26 protein-coding genes are annotated in these 22223 nt (G+C 72.3%); 9 read left to right on the plus strand and 17 right to left on the minus strand.

All coding sequences use genetic code 11. The features are described from left to right. Window positions 1–43 precede the first annotated feature (43 nt). The 4 genes from GKS42_RS16655 to GKS42_RS16670 all read right to left on the minus strand — a co-directional run bounded on the left by GKS42_RS16655 (window position 44) and on the right by GKS42_RS16670 (window position 2963). Window positions 44–367 (minus strand): VOC family protein, encoded by a 324-nt coding sequence (locus GKS42_RS16655; RefSeq protein WP_154794844.1) that lies wholly within the window; start codon window positions 365–367, stop codon window positions 44–46. Between the two features lie 95 nt (window positions 368–462). Next, window positions 463–1659: a cation:proton antiporter gene (locus tag GKS42_RS16660; protein ID WP_154794845.1), complete on the minus strand. Its 1197-nt coding sequence runs from the start codon at window positions 1657–1659 to the stop codon at window positions 463–465. A gap of 37 nt (window positions 1660–1696) precedes the next feature. Then, window positions 1697–2215, minus strand: coding sequence for a MarR family winged helix-turn-helix transcriptional regulator (locus GKS42_RS16665; RefSeq protein WP_154794846.1), 519 nt, complete (start codon window positions 2213–2215; stop codon window positions 1697–1699). A gap of 7 nt (window positions 2216–2222) precedes the next feature. Continuing rightward, window positions 2223–2963, minus strand: coding sequence for an SDR family NAD(P)-dependent oxidoreductase (locus tag GKS42_RS16670; protein WP_154794847.1), 741 nt, complete (start codon window positions 2961–2963; stop codon window positions 2223–2225). Between the two features lie 48 nt (window positions 2964–3011). On the opposite strand from GKS42_RS16670, the gene GKS42_RS16675 reads away from it, so the two are divergent. After that, on the plus strand, window positions 3012–3566 hold the full coding sequence (locus GKS42_RS16675) for a GNAT family N-acetyltransferase (protein ID WP_232847708.1): 555 nt from the start codon (window positions 3012–3014) through the stop codon (window positions 3564–3566). Here the strand turns inward: GKS42_RS16675 and GKS42_RS16680 are convergent. From GKS42_RS16680 to GKS42_RS16690, 3 genes are all read right to left on the minus strand, one after another. Next, complete coding sequence (locus GKS42_RS16680; RefSeq protein WP_168217874.1) at window positions 3542–4207, minus strand: methyltransferase family protein; 666 nt, start codon at window positions 4205–4207, stop codon at window positions 3542–3544. The two genes, GKS42_RS16675 and GKS42_RS16680, sit on opposite strands and share 25 nt — an antisense overlap. A gap of 406 nt (window positions 4208–4613) precedes the next feature. Continuing rightward, entirely contained in the window at window positions 4614–5045 is a 432-nt protein-coding gene (locus tag GKS42_RS16685) for a CBS domain-containing protein (protein WP_154794850.1), read from the minus strand. A gap of 76 nt (window positions 5046–5121) precedes the next feature. Continuing rightward, a complete protein-coding gene (locus GKS42_RS16690) occupies window positions 5122–6141 on the minus strand; it encodes a thiamine-phosphate kinase (protein WP_154794851.1) in 1020 nt (339 codons plus the stop codon). Window positions 6142–6234: 93 nt separating this feature from the next. Here GKS42_RS16690 and GKS42_RS16695 point away from each other — a divergent pair, with 93 nt between their 5' ends. The 3 genes from GKS42_RS16695 (at window position 6235) to GKS42_RS16705 (ending at window position 7492) form a co-directional block, all read left to right on the plus strand. After that, the gene (locus GKS42_RS16695) at window positions 6235–6813 is read left to right on the plus strand and encodes a DUF3515 family protein (RefSeq protein ID WP_154794852.1); all 579 of its coding nucleotides are present in this window, start codon (window positions 6235–6237) and stop codon (window positions 6811–6813) included. Between the two features lie 79 nt (window positions 6814–6892). Continuing rightward, window positions 6893–7294: a hypothetical protein gene (locus GKS42_RS16700; protein ID WP_154794853.1), complete on the plus strand. Its 402-nt coding sequence runs from the start codon at window positions 6893–6895 to the stop codon at window positions 7292–7294. Window positions 7295–7297: 3 nt separating this feature from the next. Beyond that, entirely contained in the window at window positions 7298–7492 is a 195-nt protein-coding gene (locus tag GKS42_RS16705) for a helix-turn-helix transcriptional regulator (RefSeq protein WP_154794854.1), read from the plus strand. 6 nt (window positions 7493–7498) lie between these two features. Here the strand turns inward: GKS42_RS16705 and GKS42_RS16710 are convergent, their stop codons facing one another. After that, entirely contained in the window at window positions 7499–8626 is a 1128-nt protein-coding gene (locus GKS42_RS16710; protein WP_154794855.1) for a D-alanine--D-alanine ligase family protein, read from the minus strand. A gap of 192 nt (window positions 8627–8818) precedes the next feature. On the opposite strand from GKS42_RS16710, the gene GKS42_RS16715 reads away from it, so the two are divergent. Together GKS42_RS16715 and GKS42_RS16720 are read left to right on the plus strand one after the other, a co-directional pair. Next, entirely contained in the window at window positions 8819–10069 is a 1251-nt protein-coding gene (locus tag GKS42_RS16715) for a trans-sulfuration enzyme family protein (RefSeq protein WP_232847709.1), read from the plus strand. Between the two features lie 28 nt (window positions 10070–10097). Continuing rightward, window positions 10098–10766 (plus strand): AMIN-like domain-containing (lipo)protein, encoded by a 669-nt coding sequence (locus GKS42_RS16720; RefSeq protein WP_154794856.1) that lies wholly within the window; start codon window positions 10098–10100, stop codon window positions 10764–10766. Window positions 10767–10772: 6 nt separating this feature from the next. Here the strand turns inward: GKS42_RS16720 and GKS42_RS16725 are convergent, their stop codons facing one another. Beyond that, window positions 10773–11495, minus strand: a complete 723-nt coding sequence (locus GKS42_RS16725; protein ID WP_154794857.1) for a lysophospholipid acyltransferase family protein — start codon at window positions 11493–11495, stop codon at window positions 10773–10775. Window positions 11496–11621: 126 nt separating this feature from the next. Between GKS42_RS16725 and GKS42_RS16730 the strand changes: the two genes are divergently transcribed. Continuing rightward, entirely contained in the window at window positions 11622–12005 is a 384-nt protein-coding gene (locus GKS42_RS16730; protein WP_232847710.1) for an MmcQ/YjbR family DNA-binding protein, read from the plus strand. Here GKS42_RS16730 and GKS42_RS16735 read toward each other — a convergent pair. The 7 genes from GKS42_RS16735 to GKS42_RS16765 all read right to left on the minus strand — a co-directional run bounded on the left by GKS42_RS16735 (window position 12002) and on the right by GKS42_RS16765 (window position 19448). Further along, window positions 12002–12610 carry a response regulator transcription factor gene (locus GKS42_RS16735; RefSeq protein WP_290368027.1) on the minus strand — a complete coding sequence of 203 codons (609 nt, stop codon included), beginning with the start codon at window positions 12608–12610 and terminating at the stop codon, window positions 12002–12004. The two genes, GKS42_RS16730 and GKS42_RS16735, sit on opposite strands and share 4 nt — an antisense overlap. Then, entirely contained in the window at window positions 12607–13878 is a 1272-nt protein-coding gene (locus tag GKS42_RS16740; RefSeq protein WP_210769204.1) for a sensor histidine kinase, read from the minus strand. Before GKS42_RS16740 ends, GKS42_RS16735 begins: the two co-directional genes overlap by 4 nt. A gap of 47 nt (window positions 13879–13925) precedes the next feature. Next, window positions 13926–14759: an ABC transporter permease gene (locus tag GKS42_RS16745; protein ID WP_154794858.1), complete on the minus strand. Its 834-nt coding sequence runs from the start codon at window positions 14757–14759 to the stop codon at window positions 13926–13928. Next, window positions 14756–15712: an ABC transporter ATP-binding protein gene (locus tag GKS42_RS16750; protein ID WP_154794859.1), complete on the minus strand. Its 957-nt coding sequence runs from the start codon at window positions 15710–15712 to the stop codon at window positions 14756–14758. Before GKS42_RS16750 ends, GKS42_RS16745 begins: the two co-directional genes overlap by 4 nt. Before the next feature lie 332 nt (window positions 15713–16044). Next, window positions 16045–17358 (minus strand): UDP-N-acetylglucosamine 1-carboxyvinyltransferase, encoded by a 1314-nt coding sequence (murA, locus tag GKS42_RS16755; protein ID WP_154794860.1) that lies wholly within the window; start codon window positions 17356–17358, stop codon window positions 16045–16047. 150 nt (window positions 17359–17508) lie between these two features. After that, the gene (locus GKS42_RS16760) at window positions 17509–18204 is read right to left on the minus strand and encodes a response regulator (protein ID WP_154794861.1); all 696 of its coding nucleotides are present in this window, start codon (window positions 18202–18204) and stop codon (window positions 17509–17511) included. Then, window positions 18201–19448 carry a sensor histidine kinase gene (locus GKS42_RS16765; protein WP_168217875.1) on the minus strand — a complete coding sequence of 416 codons (1248 nt, stop codon included), beginning with the start codon at window positions 19446–19448 and terminating at the stop codon, window positions 18201–18203. Before GKS42_RS16765 ends, GKS42_RS16760 begins: the two co-directional genes overlap by 4 nt. A gap of 301 nt (window positions 19449–19749) precedes the next feature. On the opposite strand from GKS42_RS16765, the gene GKS42_RS16770 reads away from it, so the two are divergent. Beyond that, window positions 19750–20679: an ABC transporter ATP-binding protein gene (locus GKS42_RS16770; RefSeq protein WP_154794863.1), complete on the plus strand. Its 930-nt coding sequence runs from the start codon at window positions 19750–19752 to the stop codon at window positions 20677–20679. After that, on the plus strand, window positions 20676–21494 hold the full coding sequence (locus GKS42_RS16775) for an ABC transporter (protein ID WP_154794864.1): 819 nt from the start codon (window positions 20676–20678) through the stop codon (window positions 21492–21494). Before GKS42_RS16770 ends, GKS42_RS16775 begins: the two co-directional genes overlap by 4 nt. A gap of 76 nt (window positions 21495–21570) precedes the next feature. Here GKS42_RS16775 and leuD read toward each other — a convergent pair whose 3' ends face one another. Then, the gene (leuD, locus tag GKS42_RS16780) at window positions 21571–22209 is read right to left on the minus strand and encodes a 3-isopropylmalate dehydratase small subunit (RefSeq protein ID WP_154794865.1); all 639 of its coding nucleotides are present in this window, start codon (window positions 22207–22209) and stop codon (window positions 21571–21573) included. Window positions 22210–22223: the final 14 nt, after the last annotated feature.

Consider the following 22223-nt stretch of genomic DNA (forward strand, 5'->3'; position numbering starts at 1 on the left):
TCGGCTTGCCGGCCCATGGAGAACCCGCACAGACAGCCGTGGCTCAAGCGATCACGCAGAAGAGAGTGCCGTCCGGATCAGCCAGCACCACGAAGTCGGCGTCGTCGGGATACTCCCATTCAACCCTCCGGGCGCCGAGCGTGATCAAACGCTCAACCTCTGCGCGCTGGTCCTGCTCGCCGTCTGCCCACAGATCAAGATGCGTCCTGTCCTCCACGTCCAGATGAAGCCGAACACCGGATCCATGCTCGGGCACCAGGAACGCCGGATTGTGCGGTTGTCTGGCATAGCCGAGTGCCGCTGACCAGAATGCCCCGGCCTTGTCGACGTCTGACACGTTCATCACCACAGCTCCGAGTCTCAACATGACTCGATCCTGACGCGCCAAGCGGCATTCAGCACGCGAAGTGGCACATCAACCGAGCCCGCCGCGCACCCTGGCCACGACCGGACGGCCACCGGTCACACCTCGTCGTCCGCCAGGGCTGTCGCCACCGGAACGCCTCCGCGCAGGGACATCGCCACGAGCGGGAAGACGAGCACCGACAGCATGCCGGCGCCGACGAGCGCCGCCGCCAGCCCGGTCGTGAGGAAGCCCTCGGAGACGCCGATAGCGGTCACCGCGACGATGATCGGCAAGCCCGTCGCGCCCATGAGACCGATGGAGGTCCGCTCCCGCCGCGACGCGCCGACGGGTGCCGCGAGCATCGACGGGACGCCACGCACCACGAACAGGGCGACGAAGCCGACGACCAGCACCACCAGCAGCCTCGGGTCCGCCAGCAGCGCCGCGAGATCGAAGGAGACCCCGGTGTTGATGAAGAAGACCGGCACCAGGAAGCCGAACGCGATGGCCTCGACCTTGCTCTCGACCGCCTCCTGATCCTCGTGCTTCGCGTCCCGGATCAGCAAGCGCCAGACGAGGCCTGCGACGAAGGCGCCGAGCAGGAAGTCGACCTCGAGGGCGAGGCTGAGCGCCAGGAGCGCGGCGAGCAGGAGGAACACGACGCGGATCGCGAACTGGCCGGAGGTGTGCAGCGTCGCGTTGACGAACGTGTGCAGAGCGCCGTGCGGACCGCGGATCCCGTACCAGATCGCCAGCCCGGCGACGACGGCGAACACGGCCAGTACGACCGACGCGGCGCCGGGCGACCGGGTTCCTAGGAAGACCGAGATCGCGATGAGTGGGCCGAACTCGCCGACCGCGCCGAGTGCGCTCACGCTGTGACCGAACGGCGTGTCGAGTTCGCGGGCGTCCCGCAGGATGGGCAGCAGGGTCCCGAGCGCCGTCGAGGCCATGGCGACACCGAGGATCACGGCGGCCTCCCCGGGCGCGATGAGCCACCCGAGGCCCACACCGACGACGAGGCTCACGAGCCAACCGAGCGTTGCGTTTCGGCCCGTCCGCCCTCGCAGTGCCGACGTCTGGATCTCGGTGCCGGCCACGAAGAACAGCATCGCGAGACCGAGGTCGGCGAGTCGGTCGATGAACTCGTTCGGATGCACCCACCCGAGCAGGCTCGGGCCCGCCACGATGCCGAGCATCAGCTCGAACACGACGACGGGGATGCGCACCCACCGCCCGAGCCCTCGCGTCAGCAGCGGCGCGAGCACTGCCAGCAAGGGGATGACCACGAGCGCGACGTCGGCGTCCTCCACGGGGCCAGCGTAGTAACACCCGGCTCGAAACCCGGGTCTACTCCTCGGGCGAGCCGAGCGAGTCGAGGTAGCGGCGCAACAGCTCCACGAACGCCGACCGGTCCGCCGCGTCGAAGCCGGCCAGGGTTGCCTCCTCGTCGGCGAACAGTGCGGTGACAGTCGTCTCGAGCAGGTCGAGGCCGGCGGGGGTGAGTGCGACCACCACCGACCGCGAGTCCCGGGCGGACGTCCGGCGGGTCACCAGCGCGGCAGCCTCGGCGCGGGTCAGACGCTGGGACACAGCGCCGCTGGTGACCAGGGTGCGTTCGGCGAGCTGCCCCGGCGTCAACTCGTACGGCGGCCCGGACCGTCGGATCGTGCTGAGCAGGTCCAGGGTGGCATCGTCGGTGCCGAGCCCTCGTAGCAGTCGGGACCGGCGCAGTTGCAACAGTTTCGCGGTGCGTCGGATCCGGGTGATGACGGCGATCGAGGACACGTCCAGGTCCGGGCGTTCGCGGTGCCAGTCCCGCTCGATCGCGTCAACGGGGTCGGTCGGCGAGTCGCTGGGCTCTGTCATCGCTCGCTCATCCGGGCAGCGCGCCACCGTTGACGCCGATCACCTGGGCGGTCAGGTGCCCGGCGTCGGCGGAGGCCAGGAACGCGATCGTCGCTGCGATGTCCCCCGGTTCGCCGGCCCGCTTCGTGAGGGTCTCGCCGACGAGCCGGAGGTGGCGCGCATCGGTCATCGCGTCCCCGAAGAACTCGGTGCCGGAGGTGTAGCCGGGTGCGACCACGTTCACGGTGATGCCCCGCGCCCCGAGGGCGCGAGCCCGGTCGTAGGCCCACCCGTGCAGCGCCGCCTTCGCGCTCGCGTAGCCGAGCCCGCCGCCACGTTGCCCGGCGATCGAGCCGACGGCGACCACCCGGCCGCGCCCGGCGCGCAGGGCCGGGCCGAGGGCATGGGTGAGCAACGCCGTCGAGAGCACGTTCGCAGCGAACGAGGAGCTCAGGTCCGCCGCCACCGTGCCCAGTCCGTCGCCGTCGTCGACCGGCTCGGGATCCACGAGGCCCCCGGCGGCGTGCACGAGGACGTCGACGCCGTCGTACCGCTCGTTGATCTCCGCGGCCACGCGCCGCACCTGCGCGACGTCGGTCAGGTCGCCCGGATGGACCGAGTGGCCCTCGCCCGGCAGGCCCGCACGGCTGCGTTCGAGCCGGTCCGGTCGGCGTCCGCACAGGGCCACCGTGTAGCCGTCGCCGGCCAGTCGGGCGGCCGTCGCGGCGCCGATCCCGCTTCCGGCTCCTGTGATCACTGCGATCGTCATGGATATACCTTAGCGCTAAGCAATAGTGGACTGTCTAGCATGGCGTTCGTGCCGACCTCGCGACCGCCATCCGTCCGCCTCGCCACCGCCGCCGACGTGCCCGGGATCGCCGAGGTACACGTGCGGGCCTGGCAGCGCGCCTACGCGGGCATCGTGCCTGCGGATCACCTCGACTCCCTGGACGTGTCCGTGCGCGCCCAGCAGCTCGCCCGCCGGTTCGGTCCCGACGCCGTGTCCGGGACGGTGCCGACGCTCGTCGCGCCCGGCTCCGGCGAGGACGACGGCACGGTGCTGGGGTTCGTGAACGCCGGCCCGTACCGCGAGGACGACGTGCCCGCGGATGGACCCGGCTGGGGTGAGATCTACGCGATCTACGTACACCCCGACCACTGGTCCCGCGGCGCCGGCCGGGCGCTGTTCGACGCCGCGCTAGCGACCCTCGACGCCAACCGGACCGTCGCGCTCTGGGTCCTCGAGGCGAACGCGAACGCCCGCCGGTTCTACGAGCGGATGGGGTTCACCCCCGACGGCGCAACGAGCGTGTTCGAGGTCGCCGGGGCCGAGATCCTCGAGGTCCGTTACCGGCGCGACCCAGCCACCTGACCGGCGCCGGGCGACCGGTCGCCGCGACGGCCGGGCAGCCTCGGTACCCATACTCGCACCGACGCCCGGTACCGCTCGTACGGGTCACCGAAGCGGGCCAGCAGGTCCGCCTCCTCGGCGCCCCTGATGCCGTGGTGCCACGCCAGACCACCCAGCACGGCGGCGAGGATCATCGTCCACGAGCCGAACCAGAGGCCGGCCCCGATGGACTGGAGCACGCCGGCGGTGGCCATCGGATTGCGGAGCCAGCGGTAGGGCCCGGCCACGACGAGGCGCCGCGCGGTCTGCGCCGGCAGCGGCGTGCCCTCGCCTGCGATCGCCATCGTCAGGCATGAGGCGAGGCCGAGCGGGCTGGCCACGAGGAACAGCGCCGCACCCACCGGGGGCCACGGGTCGGCCGCCAACGCGGACCAGTCCACCCGTAGTCGACGCTCGAACGCCACGAGCAGCAACGGGACCACGACGAAGAAGCCGACCCAGAACACGAGCAGTTGCGTCAGGCTCGCGATCACGTGCCGCCGTCGGGATCGGGCCCGGGCCACCCGGAACCGGAACGGCCCGACGAAGTACCAGCCCGTCGGGAACCGGCCGAACCGCAGGGTCACCGCTGCGGCCACGGACCCGACCGTCGCGGCCAGCATGAGGAGCACGCCCCCCGGCGGCGCGGTCGAGCAGGCCCTGGCCGAGCAGTGCGACCGTGAGTACCGTCGACCAGACCGCGGTGACGGCTGCGACCCGCCAGCTGCTGCGGGCCGCGGCGAGCGCGGAGCCGCCGACGAACAGGAGCAGGTCCGGCCCGACGAGCAGCCGCGGATCCCATGCGCCGAGCGTCCACACCCGTACGGTGTCGGAGGCGAACACGGCGACCCACCACAGCGCTCCCGCGACCGCCTGGCCGGCGAGGTAGAGCCGGGCCACGGTCGCGGGCGGGATCGGCTGGACACCGCCGGGACCCGTCGATCGTGACGGGGCGCCCCGCACTCCCCCGCCATCCGCTCGCACGACGGTCAGGCTATCGGGGGTCGACGTCCCGGTACCGCGCCCGGGTCAGCGGCGCACGTAGTCGACCAGGTGGTCCCGCTCGGCCTGGAGCTCGTCGATGCGGTTCTTCACGATGTCACCGATGGAGACGATGGCCTTGAGCTCGCCGTCGACGACGACAGGCAGGTGCCGGATCCGCAGGTCGGTCATCCGGCGAGCGAGGTCCTCCAGGTGGTCCTCGGGCAGACAGGTCTGCACCTCGACCGTCATCACCTCGGCGACCTGCACCTGCAGCACTGCGGGGCCGCGGTGGTGCAGCTCGCGGACCACGTCACGCTCGGTGACGATGCCGGATACCGAGTGCCCACCGTCCTCGGAGACCACCAGGGCACCGATGTGGTGCTCGTCCAACTGCGCGAGAAGGTCGGCCACGGTGGCGTCCGGCCTGATCGTGACCACGGCCGCGCCCTTGCGTCGAATCACCTCTGAGATACGCATACTCCACGATAGCCCGTTGTGACGTTGCTCACACAGTCGAGCACCGAAGTCGCCCGGCGACGGGTGCGATCGGGCGTCAGGACGACCCGAAGTGGTCCCAGCCGGAGCCGCCCACCGGCGCAGCCGCGCCGTCGAGCGTGACCCGGGCTCCGCCGTCGGGCATCTGCTCGGAGCTCTCCTCGCCGCCACCGTCGCAGGCGGGGCCGACGATACCGATCCGGCGGAATCCCGGCGGATAGGCCGCACCGGCCGGGAACGTCGCGACGAGGCCGTGGTCCTCTCCGCCGGTCAGCACCCAACCGAGGGCGCTCGCGTCGCAGGCCTGCGCCACCACGTCGAGCTCGTCCAGGGCCGGGCCGAGGTCGCGGGTGCGCAGGTCGATGGACACCCCGGAGGCCAGGGCGATCCGGCCGAGGTCCTTCAGGAGCCCGTCGCTGACGTCCATCATGGCGCTCGCCCCGGCGTCGGCCGCCGCGGGGCCGTCCGTCAGGGGCGGGTCGGGGCGCCGGTACGCGCGCACGAAGGCGGCGTCCTCGGCCGAGCCCTCGCCCGCCGTCGGGCCCTGCGCGCGGAGCAGCTCGAGACCGGCGGCGGAGTGCCCGAGCACCCCGGAGTGCACCACGACGTCCCCGGGCCGGGCGCCCGAGCGCAGCACCGGGGCGCGGCCGGCCAGGTCCCCGTGGACGGTGACGGCCGCGATGATCGCCGGCCCGCCGGACAGGTCGCCGCCGACGACGCCCACGCCGTGTGGGCCGCACGCCTGCGCGAGGCCGTCGGCGAGGTCCAGCACCCAGTCCACCTCGACGTCGTCGGGCAGCACCAGCGAGAGGACGAGGGAGGTCGGCCGGGCACCCATGGCGGCCACGTCGGCGAGGTTCTGCATGGCGGCCCGCCAGCCGACGTCCGCGCCGGTGCTCCAGGCGCGGATGAAGTGGCGCTCCTCGACGAGCACGTCGGTGCTGACCACGAAACGGCCGTCGGCGGCGCGGATCACGGCCGCGTCGTCGCCAGGGCCGAGCAGGGTGTCGGTGCCGGCCGGGAGCCGGGGGACGATCCGGGCGAGCAGCTGCTCCTCGGACAACTCACCCACGCGCATGAAGGCGAGGCTAGCGGGACCACGCCGCTCCGGCCGCATCGGGCTGCTCCGGCCGGGTGCGGGTGGGCGCTCGAACGCGGCTACCGTGAGGGGGTGAGTTCGACCTTCCTCCCACGCAGCGGTTCGGGCCCGCGCCGGACCCGTCGGGGCGCTCGCGGTGCTCGCCGTGCTCGCGCTGCCGGTTCGACGGCGGCCCTGGCGTTGGTCGGTGCCGCGCTCCTCGCGGGGTGCGCCACCCCGGCGAGCGTGGAGCCGGCTCCGAGCGCGAGCGAGCCGGTCTGCGCGGACGTGCTGATCGCCCTCCCGGACACCCTGGCCGGCGCTGACCGTCGGTCCACCACGTCGCAGGCCTCGCGCGCGTGGGGTGACCCGGCCATCACCCTCCGGTGCGGCGTCACGCCGCCCGGGCCGACCACGGACCGTTGCATCACGGCCGAGGCCGCGGACGGTTCGACCGTCGACTGGGTGGTCGCCGAGCTCGCCGATGACGACACCGGCTCCGAGTCGGGCTCGTGGACGTTCACCACCTACGGGCGGACCCCGGCGGTCGAGGTGGTGGTGCCCGTCGAGTACGCGGGTGAGGACGCCACCTCGGTGCTCATCTCGCTCAACGGTGCGATCTCGGTCATCCCGCAGACACGCGCCTGCATCGGATCCGAGGACCTTCTGTAAAGGTCGCTTGACACACTCGCACGATGTGAAGCACACTTGACGTCAAGCACGCTTCACACGTCGCACGTCGGGAGACCCCATGTTCGCTCGCTGGACCCTCACCATCGCCTTCGCGCTCGTCGCCGCGGCCGCCATCGGGGCGGTCGCCTCGGTGTTCAACCCGGAGGCGCCGCTGGTCACTGGGGTGGTCTTCGCCGCGGCGACCCTCGGCCCGGCCGGTGCGCTCGGCTGGTTCCTGTTCGTGAGCCCGAAGACCGTGACGCCGGACCCCAACGCCGAGGACAACGTCGAGAACACCTGGCTGCAGAAGGCTGCCGCCGGCGCGTTCACGGACCTGCTCATCGTGCTCGCGATCGCTCTGACCGTGGTCTCGGTCACCGGCCGCTCCCCGGACGCCGAGATCCTCCTCCTCGGTGCCGTGGTGCTCGCCATGGGCGACGTCGCGATCCGGTACGTCGTCACCGCCCGCCGGGAGCGCTGAGCCGTGCGCAACTCCCTGACCGAGCGCCGCGCCGAACGCGGCTGGTCCCAGGCCGAGCTCGCGGAGCGCCTCGGCGTCTCGCGGCAGACGATCATCTCGATCGAGAAGGGGCGCTTCGACCCCAGCCTGCCGCTCGCGTTCCGGCTCGCCGAAGAGTTCGGCGTCGCGATCGAGGACCTGTTCGATCCCGAGCGCTGACGCCTCTCAACGCAGGCCGGTCGGCCGCTCCAGGGCCAACTCGATCAGCTCGGTGATCAGGTCCGGGTACGCGAGCCCGGAGCGCTGCCACATCATCGGGTACATCGAGAACGGCGTGAACCCGGGCATGGTGTTGATCTCGTTGACGATCAGGTCCCCGGCCGGGGTGTAGAAGAAGTCCACCCGGCCCAGGCCCTCGCAGCCGAGCGCCTCGAACGTCGCGGCAGCCAGTTCGCGGACCTGCTCGCCGACCTCGGTCGGCACGTCCGCGGGCCAGGCCAGCGTCACGCCGTCGGCGTCGAAGTACTTCGCCTCGTAGTCGTAGAAGCCGTGCGAGGTGCCGGTGACCACGATCTCCCCCGGCTGGGTGGTCCGGGGCGGGTCGTCGCCGCGGCCCTCGAGGACCGCGCACTCGAGTTCCCGGCCGTCGATCGCGGCCTCCACGATCACCTTCGGGTCGTGCCGCTGCGCCTCGGCGATCGCGGCCTCGAGCCCGTCGGGGCCGTCCACGCGGGTGATCCCGATGCTCGATCCGGCCCGGGTCGGCTTCACGAAGACCGGCCAGCCGAGCCCGGCCACACGCTCGAGGGCATCGACGCGGTCGACCCGCCACTGCCGGGGCGTGATCACCTCGTAGGGCCCCACCGGGAGGCCGGCGGCGGCGAGCACCACCTTCATGTAGTGCTTGTCCATGCCGGCGGCGGAGGCGAACACCCCGGAGCCCACGTAGGGCAGCCCGGCCAGCTCGAACAGGCCCTGGACCGTGCCGTCCTCACCGAACGGTCCGTGCAGCAGCGGCAGCACCACGTCGACGGCGTTCAGCGCGACCGGGACCTCCCCCGCGTTCGAGACCACCAGGTCGCGCGGCTCGTCACCGAGCGGGATCGAGACGCCGGCGGCCTCCAGTGCGCCGACCTCCGGCACCACGCCCTCGGTGATCGCCCACCGCTGCGGGTCGTCGGCGGCGATCACCCACTGTCCGGCCCGGGTGATCCCGATCGGGACCACGTCGAAGCGCTCCCGGTCGATCGCGGCGAGGACGCCTGCCGCGGTAGCGCAACTGATGGCGTGTTCGTCGCTGCGGCCGCCGAACACGAGGGCGACGCGGACGCGGGGGTTCGGCTCGTTCATCATCGTCGAGGGTACAGGCGGACCGAGGGCCCGACGGCGGAGCGCGCCGTGGTCCGCGAAGCCGGCCCGGTCGGTGGCCGGGTAGGGCAGGGGAGGGCCAGGCCGGACCGGTCCGAGCCGGATCGGTTCGTCCGGGTCCCGAACAGCGACGGACCAGGAACCGGCGAGCGGCCGAGATGGTTCTACGCTGAATCCGTGACCGACGCATCCGCCACCCCGTCCGAGCCCACCGCCCACCCCGAGGGTCTGCACCCCGAGACGGTGGTCGTCTCAGCGGGCCGGCCGCCGCGCACCGAGCAGGCGCCGGTCAACCCGCCCATCGTGCTCTCGTCGACCTACGTCAGCACCGGGGAGCCCGGCCCGGGCGATCTGATCTACGCCCGCTCCGGCACCGAGACCTGGCTGCCGTTCGAGGAGGCCATCGCGAAGCTCGAGGGCGCCGAACTGCCGGGGCTGTTGTTCGGATCCGGGATGGCCGCTGTCACCGCGGCCCTGAGCCTGGTGCCGGTCGGCGGCGAGCTGATCGTCCCCCGGCACGGCTACCACGCCTCTCTGGTGGCCGCACGTGACCTGACCGCGCGCTCCGGGGTGCGGGTCACCGAGGTCGCCATCGAGGACACCGGTGCCGCGGTCGCCGCCGTGCGGGCCGCGGCCCGGCGCCTGTCCGGCGAGGGCACCGGCGCCGCCGTGCCCGCCGGCGCTGCCGGAGGGCGGGGGCCGGTGCTCTGGCTCGAGACGCCGACGAACCCGATGCTCGAGGTCGCGGACCTGCCCGCCCTGGTGGCCGCCACCCACGACGTGGGCGGTCTGGTGCTCGTGGACAACACGTTCGCCACCCCGCTCGGCCAGCAGCCGCTGAGCCACGGCGCGGACGTCGTGGTGCACTCGGTGACGAAGTACCTCTCCGGCCACTCCGACGTGGTCCTCGGCGCAGCCGTCACCGACGACCCGGAACTGCGAACGGCCCTGCTGGACCAGCGCAGCCTCGGCGGTGCGATCGCCGGACCGTTCGAGGCGTGGCTGGCCCTGCGTGGCCTGCGCACCCTGGCGCTGCGGGTCGAACGCTCGCAGGCCACGGCCGCGGACCTCGCCGAGCGCCTGTCCGGGCATCGGCACGTCGTCGCGGTCTCCTACCCCGGCCTGACCACGCACCCCCAGCACGAGCGGGCCACGATCCAGATGAACGGCTACGGCTCGATCCTGACGCTGCGGCCGGTCGGCGGGGCCGCGGGCGCGGATGCGCTCACCCGTGCGGTTCGGCTCTGGGTGCCGGCCACGAGCCTCGGCGGGGTCGAGTCCTCGCTGGAGCGCCGCCGTCGACTCGGCGCCGAGGCGCCCACCGTGCCCGAGGACCTGCTCCGGCTCTCCGTCGGCATCGAACACGCCGACGACCTGTTCGCTGACCTGGAGCAGGCCCTGGCGGTCGCCGCCACGTACGCTGGCTGAGATCACGAACCGGACCCCGGAGGCCACGATGACGAGAAACCGCCACCTGTTGACCCTCGCGGCCGCCGGCGCGGCCCTCGCGCTCCTGGCCGGGTGCAGCTCGGGCCCCGGCGACGACGACCCGACCCCCACCGCCACGACCACGGAAGAGACGCCGTCGGCCACCGGGACGGCCACCGAACCCAGCCCGAGCGAGTCCGGATCGACCGGCACCGGGCACACCGACGACGACATCGCCGACCCGCCGCCGTTCCCGGCCGACGCCACCGAGGACACCGGCGAGGCCTCCGGTGAGCCGGACCTGCTGCTCACCGACGTCCGCGCCGCCGAGCACGACGGCTTCGACCGTGTGGTCCTGGAGTTCGCCGGCACCGGCACCCCCGGGTGGCGCGCGAGCTACACCGACGCCCCGGCCCAGGAGGGCAGTGGCAACCCGATCGACCTCGAGGGCGACGCCGACCTGCAGATCTTCGTGTCCAACACCCGCTACCCGGACGAGGGCGAGACCGGATTCTGGGAGGGCCCGAACCAGTTCGAGACGGAGGGCGAGGAGGTCGAGGAGGTGAACGTGCCGGGCACGTTCGAGGGCGAGACCCAGGCGGTCCTCGGCATCGACAGCGTCGGCGCCCCGTTCCGGGTGTTCGCGCTCACCGACCCGGTCCGCGTGGTCATCGACGTCCAGCACGTCGAGGACTAGAGCCGGCTACTCCGCGAAACCCGCCTGCGGGTCCGGTCGCCAGACGAAGGGCTCCGCGGGCGGGGTCCCGTCCCGGATCGTCGCCAGCAGCGCGGTGATCGCGGCCATGATGCGATCGGTGGCCTCGCGCACGGCCGCTGGGTCCTCGGCACGCCCGGCGAGGTCGCGGAGGTCGACCGGCGGCCCGGCGACCACCTGCACCGGGCGGCGCAGCACCGGCCGGATCATCGACGCGTGCCGGGCCATCACCTGGTGCGCGCCCCACTGCGCGATCGGCACCACGGGCGCCCCGGTGGTCAGGGCCATCCGGGCCACCCCGGTCTTCGCGCGCATCGGCCACAGGTCCGGGTCCCGGGTGAGGGTGCCCTCGGGGAACACCGACACGCACTCCCCCGCGGCGAGCGCCGAGGCAGCCACGGTCAGCGACGCGGCGGCCGAACCAGTGCCGCGGTGGACCGGGATGTATCCGACCGAGCGCAGCAGCGGCCCGAGCAGCGGCACCCGGAACAGGGACGCCTTCGAGAGCACCTTTGGGTAGCAGCCGGCCTTCGTGAGGAAGTCCAGGAGGGTCAGCGGGTCGAAGTTCGTGACGTGGTTCGCGGCGGCGATGAACCCGCCGTCGGGCAGGTGTTCGGTGCCGCGGTGGGTCGGCTTCGTCAGCGCGCGCACCACCGGGCGCGCGATGGCGACCGCGACGCGGTAGGACGTCGGCGCAGGGGGTCGGGGCACGCACCGATCGTAGGGGTTGGCCCGAGGGCCTGCCCGACGGCGCAGCCGGGGTCGCGTAGGTCGCTCGCCGAGCCCGTGACGGGGCGGGCGGGCGCGACTGTCGGCGGTCGGTGGCAGGCTGGTGCGGTGGCGACCGCAGACCGACCCGACGTGCCCGCCGAGTGGCTCGACCGACTGGACCGAATCATGGCGGGGCTTCCCCGCGCGCACCTGGAGTCGGCCTGGGTGGGCATGCGGTGGCGGGTCGGCGGGGCGACCATCGCGCACGTGTTCGGCGGCGAGGACGGCCTGTTCCGGATCACGTTCCGCGCCGAGCCGGAGGAGGTGTTCGCCCTTGAGCACATGGGGCCGCCGTACTTCCGCACGGACTGGGGGCTCAACGTCGTCGGCATGCTGCTCGACGAGGGCACCGACTGGGGCGAGCTCGCCGAGATGCTCACAGATTCCTACCGGATCCAGGCGCCGGCCCGGTTGGCCGATCAGGTCCCGCAGCCCGGTTCGCCGAGTTAGATCCAGCCGCGGGCGCGCGCCAGGCGCGCGGCCTCGTGCCGGTTCCCGACACCCAGTTTGGTGGCGGCGGCGGACAGGTAGTTGCGTACCGTGCCCGGGGAGAGCGACGCGCGGGCGGCGATCTCCTCTACCGGGGCGCCGTCGGCGGCGAGCTCGAGGACGTCTGCCTCGCGGGCGGTCAGTGGGCTCGCACCCGCCGCGATGGCGTCGGCGGCCAGCTCCGGGTCGACGTACCGGCCGCCGTCGTGCACCTGCCGGATCACATCGGCAAGGACCTTCGCGGACACAGTCTTCGGCAGGAAGCCGCGCACGCCCGCCTCGAGCGCCTTCTTCAGGTAGCCGGGGCGGCCATGGCTGGTGACGATGATGCACCGGCACCCGGGCACGTCGACGGCCAGGCGCTGGGCGACCTCGATGCCGTCGAGCCCGGGCATCTGCAGGTCCAGTACGGCCACGTCCGGGGTGAACCGGGCGCCGGCGGCCACGGCCTCGGGTCCGGAGGCAGCCTGCGCGATCACCTCGAGGTCCTCCTCCATGCCCAGCATCATCGCCAGTGCGTCGCGGATGAGGTTCTCGTCGTCTGCGAGGAGCAGCCGGATGCTCACGTGGTCACTCCAGGGGTCGGTTCGGGGGTTACGGCCGACGCGACCGTGCCGGTGTCGAGGGGCACCACGGCCGTCAGTGCGAACTGGGTCTGGTCCCGCTGCACCTCGAGCGTGCCACCGACGGTCGCGAGCCGTTCCCGCAGGCCGTTCAGCCCGGAACCGGTCCGGGCAGCAGCGGCGAGGCGGGCGCCGTCGTTGCTGATGCTCAGGGTCGCGGCACCCGCCGCGGTGCGCAGCTCGATCACGCACCGATGGGCGTCCGCGTGCCGCACCACGTTCGTGACCGCCTCCCGGACCACCCACGCGAGGGCCTCCTGCGCCCGCGGCGGGAGCACCAGGTCCTCCCCCGCGACCAGCACCTCCACTCCCGCCGAGCGCAGGATCTCCCGGGCGCCGGCCAACTCGGTCGGCAGATCCGCGGCGCGGTAGCCGTCCACGACGGCGCGGACCTCCCGGAGTGCGTCCTGGGCGATCCGACGCACCTCGAGCATCTGCTCCGGTGCCCTGTCGTCGCCGCGGCGGGCGAGCTCGGCGGCGAGCTCGCTCTTCACCGCGACCGTGGAGAGGGTACGACCGAACACGTCGTGCAGGTCGCGGGAGAACCGCAGGCGTTCCTCGGCGACGGCCAACCGGGCGTCCACCGCGCGCCGCTGCTCCTGCTCCCAGACCACGCCGATCATCCAGACCGAGACCCGGAACGACAGTGCCGACCCGGCGGCGATGAGCGTCGTGGTGATGACCGGCACGGTCGCCTGAACCGGGCTGCCACCGGCGATCAGGGCAGCCAGGCCCGCGATCACGGGCGCGGCCAGCGTCGCCAGCATCAGTTTCCCGACGGTCAGCAGCGGCGAGAGCGCGAGGATCGCCACCACGGGCGCGATGGCCGCCACGTTCCCGACCACGATCGGCTCGGGGTTGCGCGCTCCCGCCGCCCACGCGAATGAGACGACGACCGCGACGATCGTCGTCACGGTCAGGAACCACAGCTCCCGCCGGGCGCTCACGGCCCGGCCGAGGTAGACCTCGAGGGTGGCGCGGGTGGTCACGATCGCGGCGGCGCAGTGCGCCACCGAGACCAGCGCGAAGGCCAGGGCGCCGGCGCCGGTGTACTCGGTGGCGCCGGTCAGGAGCCCGAGCGCGATCAACGGCTCGCAGGCGAGGATGACGTACAGGGTCCAGCGGTTGTAGGTCTCGAACCGCTGCGGGTTGCTGGCCCGGGACCACCCGGCCAGCCCGGTGGCGCCGGTCGTCGTGGGGGCACCGTTCACGGTCCCCACGCTACCGGCGGTCGTCACGACCGGGCCGCCGGCACGAGTCACCGGCGCGGTTCCCAGCGCATCCACCGGCGGGTCGCGAGGACGCCGAGCGCGGTCCAGGCGATCAGGACGATCAACGGCACCACCGCCTGGCCGAACGAACCCGCGAAGGCGACCTGGCCGCCGTCGGGCGTGACGCCGGTCAGGCCCAGGTTCAGCAGGGTGACCACCGGGAAGAGCGGGGTCAGCTCGGCGAGCGTCTGCGCCGGCTCCGGGAGCAGCGAGAGCGGGAGCGTCAGCCCGCTGAAGAGCATGGTCACCATCAGCACCGGCAAGGTCGTGAGCTGGGCGGCCTCGACGGTCTTGGTGAGGCCGGAACTCGCGTAGGCCAGCCCGGCGAACATGGCGAAGCCGAGGCCGAGGGCGAGGACCACGAGGATCGGGTTGGTCAACGGCGGCACCTCGATGACGCCGGCCGCGGCGGCCAGGCCGAGCACCGCCTGCGCGAGAACGATGATGAGGGCAGGCATGCTCATCGCGACGAGGACCTCGACGCGGCTGGACGTGCCGGAGGTGAGCCGCTTCAGCGTGAGTTCCTCGCGGCGAGCGACCGCGGTGGTGGTGAGGTTGTAGTAGGCCACGAACAGCAGGCCGAACGCGACGAGCGTCGTGAGCAGGGCGCCGCTGAACACGCCGGCGCCGGCGCCGTCGGTGCGGTCACCGATGACGCCCATCAGCAGCAGCACCATCAGGGGGGCGAGGGCGATCGCGTTGAAGAGCGTGGTCTTGTTGCGCCCGAGGAGCGTGACCTCCATCCGGGTCAGGGCCCGGGTCCGGGCGAGCGTGCCGGGGGCGAGGCGGGCACCGGTGGTGGCCGTGGCAGCGGTACTCATGCGGGGACCTCCGAGAGATCGTGGGTGGGACGGCCGCCGGCGGCGATGGTCAGGAACGCCTGCTCGAGCGATGCGGCACGTGCGTCCAGGCCGTCCAGGGCGACGTCCTGGGCCTGTGACCAGTCGAGCAGGATCCGCAGGTCCGCCTGCAGGTTCTGGGTGCGGATCAGGTGCCGCACGCCCCGGGCGGACGCGTCGGCCGAGTCGCGTCCGTGCAGTGGCGGCAGCGGCTGTCCGGTGGCGAGGGTGAAGGAGATGGTGGCCGGGGCGTCCGCGCCGATCTCGGCGGGCGTGCCCTCGGCGACCACGACACCCTCGTGCATGATGGCGATCCGGTCGGCGAGGTCCTCGGCCTCCTCGAGGTAGTGCGTGGTCAGGACCACCGTCACGCCGTCGGCCAGCATGGACCGCACGAGGTCCCACGCGTCCCGGCGGCTCTCCGGATCCAGCCCGGTGGTGGGCTCGTCCAGGAACAGCACCTGTGGCCTGCCCATGATGGCAAGGGCCAGGTCGAGCCGGCGGCGCTCGCCGCCGGACAGGCTCTTGACCGCCACGCCGGCGCGGTGCGCGAGGCCGACGGCCGCGAGCACGTCCTCCGGCGGCATCGGTGCCGGGAGGGTGGCCGCCCAGGTGCGGGCCATCTCGACGACCCGCAGGTCGGACGGGAAGCCCGCCTCCTGCAGCATGATCCCGATGTGCGGGCGCACCTTGGCCCGGGCGGCGTACGGGTCGTGCCCGAGCACGCGCACCCGGCCGTCGGTGGCGGGCGCGATTCCCTCCACGACCTCCATCAGTGACGTCTTGCCGGCGCCGTTCGTGCCGAGCAGGGCGAACAGTTCGCCGCGGCGCACCCGCAGGTCCACGCCCCGAACGGCCTCGAACGCCGCGGCGCCGGGGGTGGAGGGGCGGTACCTGCGCCGCAGCCCGTCGATCGTGATGATGTTGGAGTCCATGGATCCAGACTCCCGCCGGGTCCGGCATCTGCCCAGTGCGGGCCATCACGACCCGAAGGCCCGTACGCACCGCCGGACCATGAGAAATGTCATGAGTGGGGCACCGGCTCCCGGGGGAGGGGAACCGGCGCCCCGCGCGGGCACGGGGGGAAAGTCGCGCCGCGCAGGCCACCCGGGCATCACGTCCCGGGTGACGGTCTCTCGAGGTCGTTGTCCAGGCGACCCCGCGGCACCCTTGGGTGCCTCATGACCTACTCTGCGCGACGGGGCTGGGAGATCCCTGGGAAACCGCTGGCACCCACCTGCCAGTTCATCGGTGGTCCCGGCGGGTGCTAGTCCGTCTCGACCTTCGCGCCGAGCGCCTCGAGCTTGGCGGTGAAGTTCTCGTAGCCACGGTTGATCAGCCCGATCCCCCGCACTCGCGAGGTGCCCTCGGCGGCCAGCGCCGCGATCAGGTGGGAGAAGCCGCCGCGCAGGTCCGGCACCTCGATGTCGGCGGCCCTCAGCGGGGTCGGACCCGAGACCACCGCGGAGTGCAGGAAGTTCCGCTGGCCGAAGCGGCACTGCAGGCTGCCCAGGCACTCGCGGTAGACCTGGATGGTCGCCCCCATCCGGACCAGGGCGTCGGTGAACCCGAACCGCTTCTCGTAGACCGTCTCGTGCACGATCGACAGGCCGGCGGCCTGGGTCAGCGCGACGACGAGGGGCTGCTGCCAGTCGGTCATGAACCCGGGGTGCACATCCGTCTCCAGGACGATCGAGTTCAGGTCGGTGCCGGGGTGGCGGAACCGGATCCCGCCATCGTCGATGTCGAACGCGCCGCCGACCTTCCGGAACGTGTTCAGGAACGTCATCATGTCGGCCTGCCGGGCGCCGCGCACGTACACGTCGCCGCGGGTGGCGAGGGCTGCCGAGGCCCACGAGGCCGCCTCGATCCGGTCCGGCAGCGCAGTGTGGGTGAACCCGCCGAGGCGGTCCACCCCCTCCACCCGGATGGTCCGGTCGGTGTCCACCGAGATGATGGCACCCATCCGCTGCAGCACGGCGATCAGGTCCATGATCTCGGGCTCGATGGCGGCGTTGCGAAGCTCGGTCAGGCCTTGGGCCCGGACCGCGGTGAGCAGCAGTTGCTCGGTGGCGCCGACACTCGGGTACGGGAGTTCGACCTTGGTGCCGTGCAGCCCGCGCGGGGCGGTGATCAGGATGCCGGTGTCCAGCTTGTCCACCTGGGCGCCGAACTGGCGCAGGATGCCCAAGTGGTAGTCGATCGGCCGGTCCCCGATCCGGCAGCCGCCGAGGTCGGGGATGAACGCCTCACCGAGGCGGTGCACGAGCGGACCGCAGAGCAGGATCGGGATCCGGCTGGAACCGGCGTGGGTGTCGATGTCCGCCTTGTGCGCAGACTCGACATTGCGCGGGTCGAGGCGGATCACGCCGCCCTGGACGTCGCGCTCGACGATCACCCCATGCAGCTTGAGCAGACCGCTGACGACGTTGACGTCACTGATGTCCGGGATGTTGCGCAGCTCGCTCGGTTCCTCACCCAGCAGTGCCGCGACCATCGCCTTGGAGACGAAGTTCTTCGCCCCACGGACCGTGATCTCGCCGGACAGCGGCGACCCGCCATGCACCCGAAGCTGATTCATCCACTCATCCTCACGTCGGAACCCCCGACCTCACTCCCACCGTGCGGTGGGCAACCGATCAAGGGTACGACGTGTGCTCGGGTGCGCCCGGCAACCGCGCGCGAACGCGCTCGACCCGCACCCGCGGCGGCGGTGCCGTCCGGGCCGGGGTCAGGTGGGTGGCACCAGGCCCGCGCGGTGCGCGAGGATCGCGGCCTGTACCCGGTTCTCCACACCGAGCTTCACCAGGATCGCGCTGACGTACCCCTTGACGGTCCCCTCCGTGAGGTGCAGTTCGCGCCCCACCTGGGCGTTCGAGGAGCCGGCCGCGAGGAGCGCCAGCACGTCGCTCTCGCGCTCGGTGAGCACCGCCAGCCGGGCCCGGTCGTCGGCCGCGGCCGGTGCGCCTGCGATCCGGAGCCGGTCGATCACCCGCCGGGCCACGCGCGGCGAGAGGTACGCGGCGCCGTCGGCGACGGCGTGCACCGCGGTCACCAGTTCGCGCGGGTCGGAGGCCTTGAGCAGGAAGCCGGACGCACCGCCCTCGAGAGCCTCGGCGATGTAGGAGTCCTCGCCGAACGTGGTCAGCATCACCACCCGGGCACCCTGACCGAGTCCGACGATCTCGCGACAGGCCATGAGCCCGTCGAGCAGCGGCATCCGGATGTCCATCAGGACCACGTCCGGTCGCCTGCGACGCGTGAGGTCGACGCCGGCACGCCCGTCGGCGGCCTCGTCGACGACCTCGATCGTGGGATCCGAGGCCAGCACCGCCCGGATGCCCGCGCGGATCATGGCCTCGTCATCGACGATCAGCACCCGGACCGCTCGGTCGGCGGCGGTCCCACCAGGGTCGATGCCCGTCATCGAGGGCCGTCCGGGGTGAGCCGGTCGGTGGCCACCACGACACCCTCGTCGAAGCAGATCCGGAAGATGTCCGAGCCGAGGTCGAGCGCGTGGCTGCGAGCGAGGTAGAACTCGCACTCGCTCGGCTCGGGCGCCGGTGGGATCGGCACCGGCACACCCTCGAGCGGAATGCTGCGGGGTGGGAGCAGGTCGGCGATCTCCGTGCGCTCAGCACCGGTCTCGATCTGGCTGAACGCCGCCGGGGCGAGACCGGTGGTGCGCACGGTGAGCACCTGCAGCACCAGCAGCGCCGCGGCCAGGAGGCAGGCGAGCGCCAGCGGAATCATCGCGGTCTGCCACTGGCGGCGCCGTTCCTGGCGGCGGGCGTGTGCCACGATCCGGTCCGTCGCCCGGTCATCTTCCGGAGCCGGTGTCCCATGCGGCGCGGACCGGGGAACGTGGGCGATCACCTCGAACCCTGAGGCGCGCGGGCCGGCGTCGAGGTGTCCCCCGGCGAGCCGGACCCGCTCACTCAGGCCGATCAGTCCCTGGCCCGCGCGTGGCGGCGGTGGTTCGCCCACCGGGGGCAGGGTGCTGGGCTCGTTGACGACCGACACCGAGACCGGGTCCTCGGTCGCGTCGATGGTCACCGTGACGCCCGCGCCGGGCGCGTGCCGGGCCGCGTTCGTCAGTGCCTCCTGCACCACTCGGTGCGCCACCCGCTCGAGGGACGGCGGCAGCTCGCCGACCCGTCGCAACCGCACCGGTGCACCGGCACGCTCGGCACGCGCGACCAGATCGTCGACGCTCTCGTGCGCCGGCACGTTCGAGGCGGCGGTGCCGTCCTCGCGAAGCAACTCGACGACCGTGTGCAGCCGGTCCGTGGCAGCCACGGCCCGGGAGCGCACCTCGGCGGCCGCCTCCCGCACCCGGGGCGGGGCGTCCGGGGCCAGTTCGAGCGCGCCGCTGCCGAGGGCGATCATCGCGAGGTCGTGCCCGATCGTGTCATGCACCTCCTGCGCGATCCGCGCTCGCTCGCGCAGCCGGGCCTGGTCCGAGACGATCTCCCGGAGCCGCAGCCGCTGCTCCTCGCGCAGGCGCAGGTACCGTCCGATCCACCACGGCAGGATGAGCCCGGCGAACTGGGCGATGACGGACACGAGCCACTCGGACAGAAAGGCGTCGGGGCTCCGTAGCCACGTCGCGAACAGATTGATGAGCGCGCCTGTCCCGAATGCGATCAGCGCCATTCTCAGGGAGTGCATTCGGCGACCCACGAAGAAGGCGAGCGTAATCAGGACCGGAACGACGAGGAGGCCGGCATTTCCGGTACCGAGGGGAAGCAGCACCGTCGCGGCCACCAACGCCACACCGAGGAGGCGCTCACTCGGTTGGCTTCTCATCCGGGAAGGCTAACAGCCGCAACGTCGCAGCCGGCATCCGTCGCTGGGCGGAGAGCCGGGACCACCACCCCTGACCTTCGTCAGGTGGAGGCCCTGACGTTCGGCCGTGGCGACGCCCGTCGCGTGTTCCTTAATCTCGATCCATGATGACCGGAACAATCAGATGATCGAATTGGATGGCCTCACGAAGGCCTATGGACGGAAGAAGGCGGTCGACAATCTGACCGTGAATATACAGCCCGGAAAGGTGACGGGATTCCTGGGGCCCAATGGCGCCGGGAAATCGACGACCATGCGCATGGTTCTCGGCCTCGACCGGCCGACCGCCGGCCGCGCGCGGATCACGGGTCGACGGTATGTCGACCTCGTCGACCCGTTGCGAACGGTCGGAGCCGTGCTCGACGGCCGGGCCGGCCACCCCGGGCAGTCCGCCCGCAGCCACCTCCTCGGCATCGCCAGGAGCAACGGGCTGGCCCGTGGCCGGGTGCCCGCCGTCCTCGAGACCGTCGGCCTCGGCGCGGTCGGGAGCAAGCGGCTTGGCACCTTCTCGCTCGGCATGACCCAACGCCTCGGGATCGCCGGCGCGCTCCTCGGCGATCCCGCGGTCCTGCTCCTTGACGAACCGGTGAACGGCCTCGACCCGGACGGGGTGCTCTGGATCCGTGGGCTGATGCGCTCGCTCGCGGCGCAGGGCCGCACCGTGCTCGTGTCCAGCCACCTGCTCTCGGAGATGCAGGACACCGCCGATCACCTCGTCATCATCAGCAGGGGCCGGTTGGTGGCGGACGAGCCGATGGCCACCCTCCTCGCGAGACGAAGCGCCCGTGCCGCCACCGTCCGCACACCCCGGGGACCGGCGTTCGCGGCAGTGCTCGAGCGAGCGGGGATGTCGGTCACGACCGGCGCGGATGCCGCCCTGCACGTGACCGGCGAGGGCATCGAGGAGATCGGCGCCCTTGCTTTCGATCACGGCCACCGGCTGGACGAACTCTCGTTCCGCCGTCCCTCCCTCGAGGAGGCCTACCTCGACCTGACCGGCGCCGACCTGGAGTACACGAGCAGACCCGTCGGGTCGCCGAAGGAGCCCACATGAGTAGCACGCGCACCACACCGGCCCCGGGCCGGCTGCTCGGACCGCCCTCCGAACGGGGACGGGTGCATCGCTGGGTTTCGGCGATCGCGTTCGAGTGGACGAAGCTGACGGGGGTCCGTTCGACCCTGTGGTTGGTCGTGACCGGCACACTCCTGACCCTGGGCGGCACGCTCCTGATCGGCGCGTCCGCACGGGCGAGCGGCGAGAACGGACTCGAGACGGCGGCGCCGGCTCCGCTGTTCGCGGTCCAGACGATCTCGTTCACCCAGGTGACGGTGCTGCTCGTGGCCGTGTTCGCCTTCACCGCCGAGTACTCGAGCGGCTCGATCCGGACCACGCTGCTGAGCGTGCCGGGCCGCGGCCGGGTGCTGATCGCGAAGTCCGTCGTGCTCGCCGCGATGTCGATGGCCATCGGCTCCGTGCTGGTCCTGCTCGGCACGCTCACGGCCGCTGCGGCCGCTGCCGAGTACGGCACCTTCTCGGGCACGCAACTCGGCCATGCCGTGCTCGGCACCGCGGTCTCGCTGGCGCTGACGAGCGTGTTCGTGCTCGGTGTCGCCGCCGCACTGCGGAGCACGGCCGGCACCATCCTGACCATGTTCGTGGTCCTGTACGCCCTCAGCAGCGTGCTGCCGATCTTCGGCCAGGACTGGCTCACCGACCTGGCTGCGTACCTGCCCGGCACGGCGGCAGGAGTCCTGGTGACCAACGCCGCCGAACCGTACGGCTGGGCCACCGCCCTGACGGTGTTGGCCGGGTGGGCCGGCGCGGGTCTCGGCGTCGGCTACCTGGGCCTGCGCTACCGGGACATCTGAACGCGCTCGGGCCCGCCGATGTGGAAGGTCCCGCTCATATCCGGCGATATGCGCGGGACCTTCCGCACTCGGTGAGTCAGCCGACGGGCCGGGCGGCCTCGATCTCGACGGCCGGCAGGTGCTTGGCGGGGAGGGTCTTGGGCCGCCACGGCTGGCGCTGCGCCTCGAAGTCGGAGATCTCGGACTCGTGCTCGAGGGTGAGCCCGATGTCGTCCAGGCCCTCCATCAGGCGCCAGCGGGTGTAGTCGTCGATCTGGAACTGGGCGATGACGTCCCCGCAGATGACGGTGCGCGCCTCGAGGTCGACGGTGACCTCGGTGCCCGGCTCGGACTCCAGGATCTTCCAGATGAGCTCGATGTCCTCCTGGGCGACCTGCGCCGCGAGCAGGCCCTGCTTGCCGGAGTTCCCGCGGAAGATGTCCGCGAACCGGGGTGCGAGCACAGCCTTGAAGCCGTAGTCCTTGAGGGCCCAGACGGCGTGCTCACGGGAGGACCCGGTGCCGAAGTCCGCGCCGGCGACGAGCACGGAACCGGAGGAGTAGGCCTCCTGGTTCAGCACGAACGACGGGTCGCCCCGCCAGGCGGCGAACAGCGCGTCCTCGAACCCGGTGCGGGTGACCCGCTTGAGGTAGACGGCCGGGATGATCTGGTCGGTGTCGACGTTGTTGCGGCGCAGCGGCACCCCGACGCCGGTGTGGGTGGTGAACTTCTCCATGGCTGGTTCCTTCG

Origin of the sequence: Occultella kanbiaonis, from assembly GCF_009708215.1 — a bacterium.
Taxonomy (GTDB): domain Bacteria; phylum Actinomycetota; class Actinomycetes; order Actinomycetales; family Beutenbergiaceae; genus Occultella; species Occultella kanbiaonis.

Coding starts and splice junctions, on each gene's coding strand:
- GKS42_RS16760 (WP_154794861.1), bottom strand. CDS start 18,204: ATGACGGGCATCGACCCTGGTGGGACCGCCGCCGACCGAGCGGTCCGG.
- GKS42_RS16750 (WP_154794859.1), bottom strand. CDS start 15,712: ATGGACTCCAACATCATCACGATCGACGGGCTGCGGCGCAGGTACCGC.
- GKS42_RS16710 (WP_154794855.1), bottom strand. CDS start 8,626: ATGATGAACGAGCCGAACCCCCGCGTCCGCGTCGCCCTCGTGTTCGGC.
- GKS42_RS16685 (WP_154794850.1), bottom strand. CDS start 5,045: ATGCGTATCTCAGAGGTGATTCGACGCAAGGGCGCGGCCGTGGTCACG.
- leuD (WP_154794865.1), bottom strand. CDS start 22,209: ATGGAGAAGTTCACCACCCACACCGGCGTCGGGGTGCCGCTGCGCCGC.
- murA (WP_154794860.1), bottom strand. CDS start 17,358: ATGAATCAGCTTCGGGTGCATGGCGGGTCGCCGCTGTCCGGCGAGATC.
- GKS42_RS16770 (WP_154794863.1), top strand. CDS start 19,750: ATGATCGAATTGGATGGCCTCACGAAGGCCTATGGACGGAAGAAGGCG.
- GKS42_RS16720 (WP_154794856.1), top strand. CDS start 10,098: ATGACGAGAAACCGCCACCTGTTGACCCTCGCGGCCGCCGGCGCGGCC.
- GKS42_RS16690 (WP_154794851.1), bottom strand. CDS start 6,141: ATGCGCGTGGGTGAGTTGTCCGAGGAGCAGCTGCTCGCCCGGATCGTC.
- GKS42_RS16700 (WP_154794853.1), top strand. CDS start 6,893: ATGTTCGCTCGCTGGACCCTCACCATCGCCTTCGCGCTCGTCGCCGCG.
- GKS42_RS16745 (WP_154794858.1), bottom strand. CDS start 14,759: ATGAGTACCGCTGCCACGGCCACCACCGGTGCCCGCCTCGCCCCCGGC.
- GKS42_RS16680 (WP_168217874.1), bottom strand. CDS start 4,207: ATGCTGGCCGCGACGGTCGGGTCCGTGGCCGCAGCGGTGACCCTGCGG.
- GKS42_RS16765 (WP_168217875.1), bottom strand. CDS start 19,448: ATGCACTCCCTGAGAATGGCGCTGATCGCATTCGGGACAGGCGCGCTC.
- GKS42_RS16670 (WP_154794847.1), bottom strand. CDS start 2,963: ATGACGATCGCAGTGATCACAGGAGCCGGAAGCGGGATCGGCGCCGCG.
- GKS42_RS16655 (WP_154794844.1), bottom strand. CDS start 367: ATGTTGAGACTCGGAGCTGTGGTGATGAACGTGTCAGACGTCGACAAG.
- GKS42_RS16775 (WP_154794864.1), top strand. CDS start 20,676: ATGAGTAGCACGCGCACCACACCGGCCCCGGGCCGGCTGCTCGGACCG.
- GKS42_RS16665 (WP_154794846.1), bottom strand. CDS start 2,215: ATGACAGAGCCCAGCGACTCGCCGACCGACCCCGTTGACGCGATCGAG.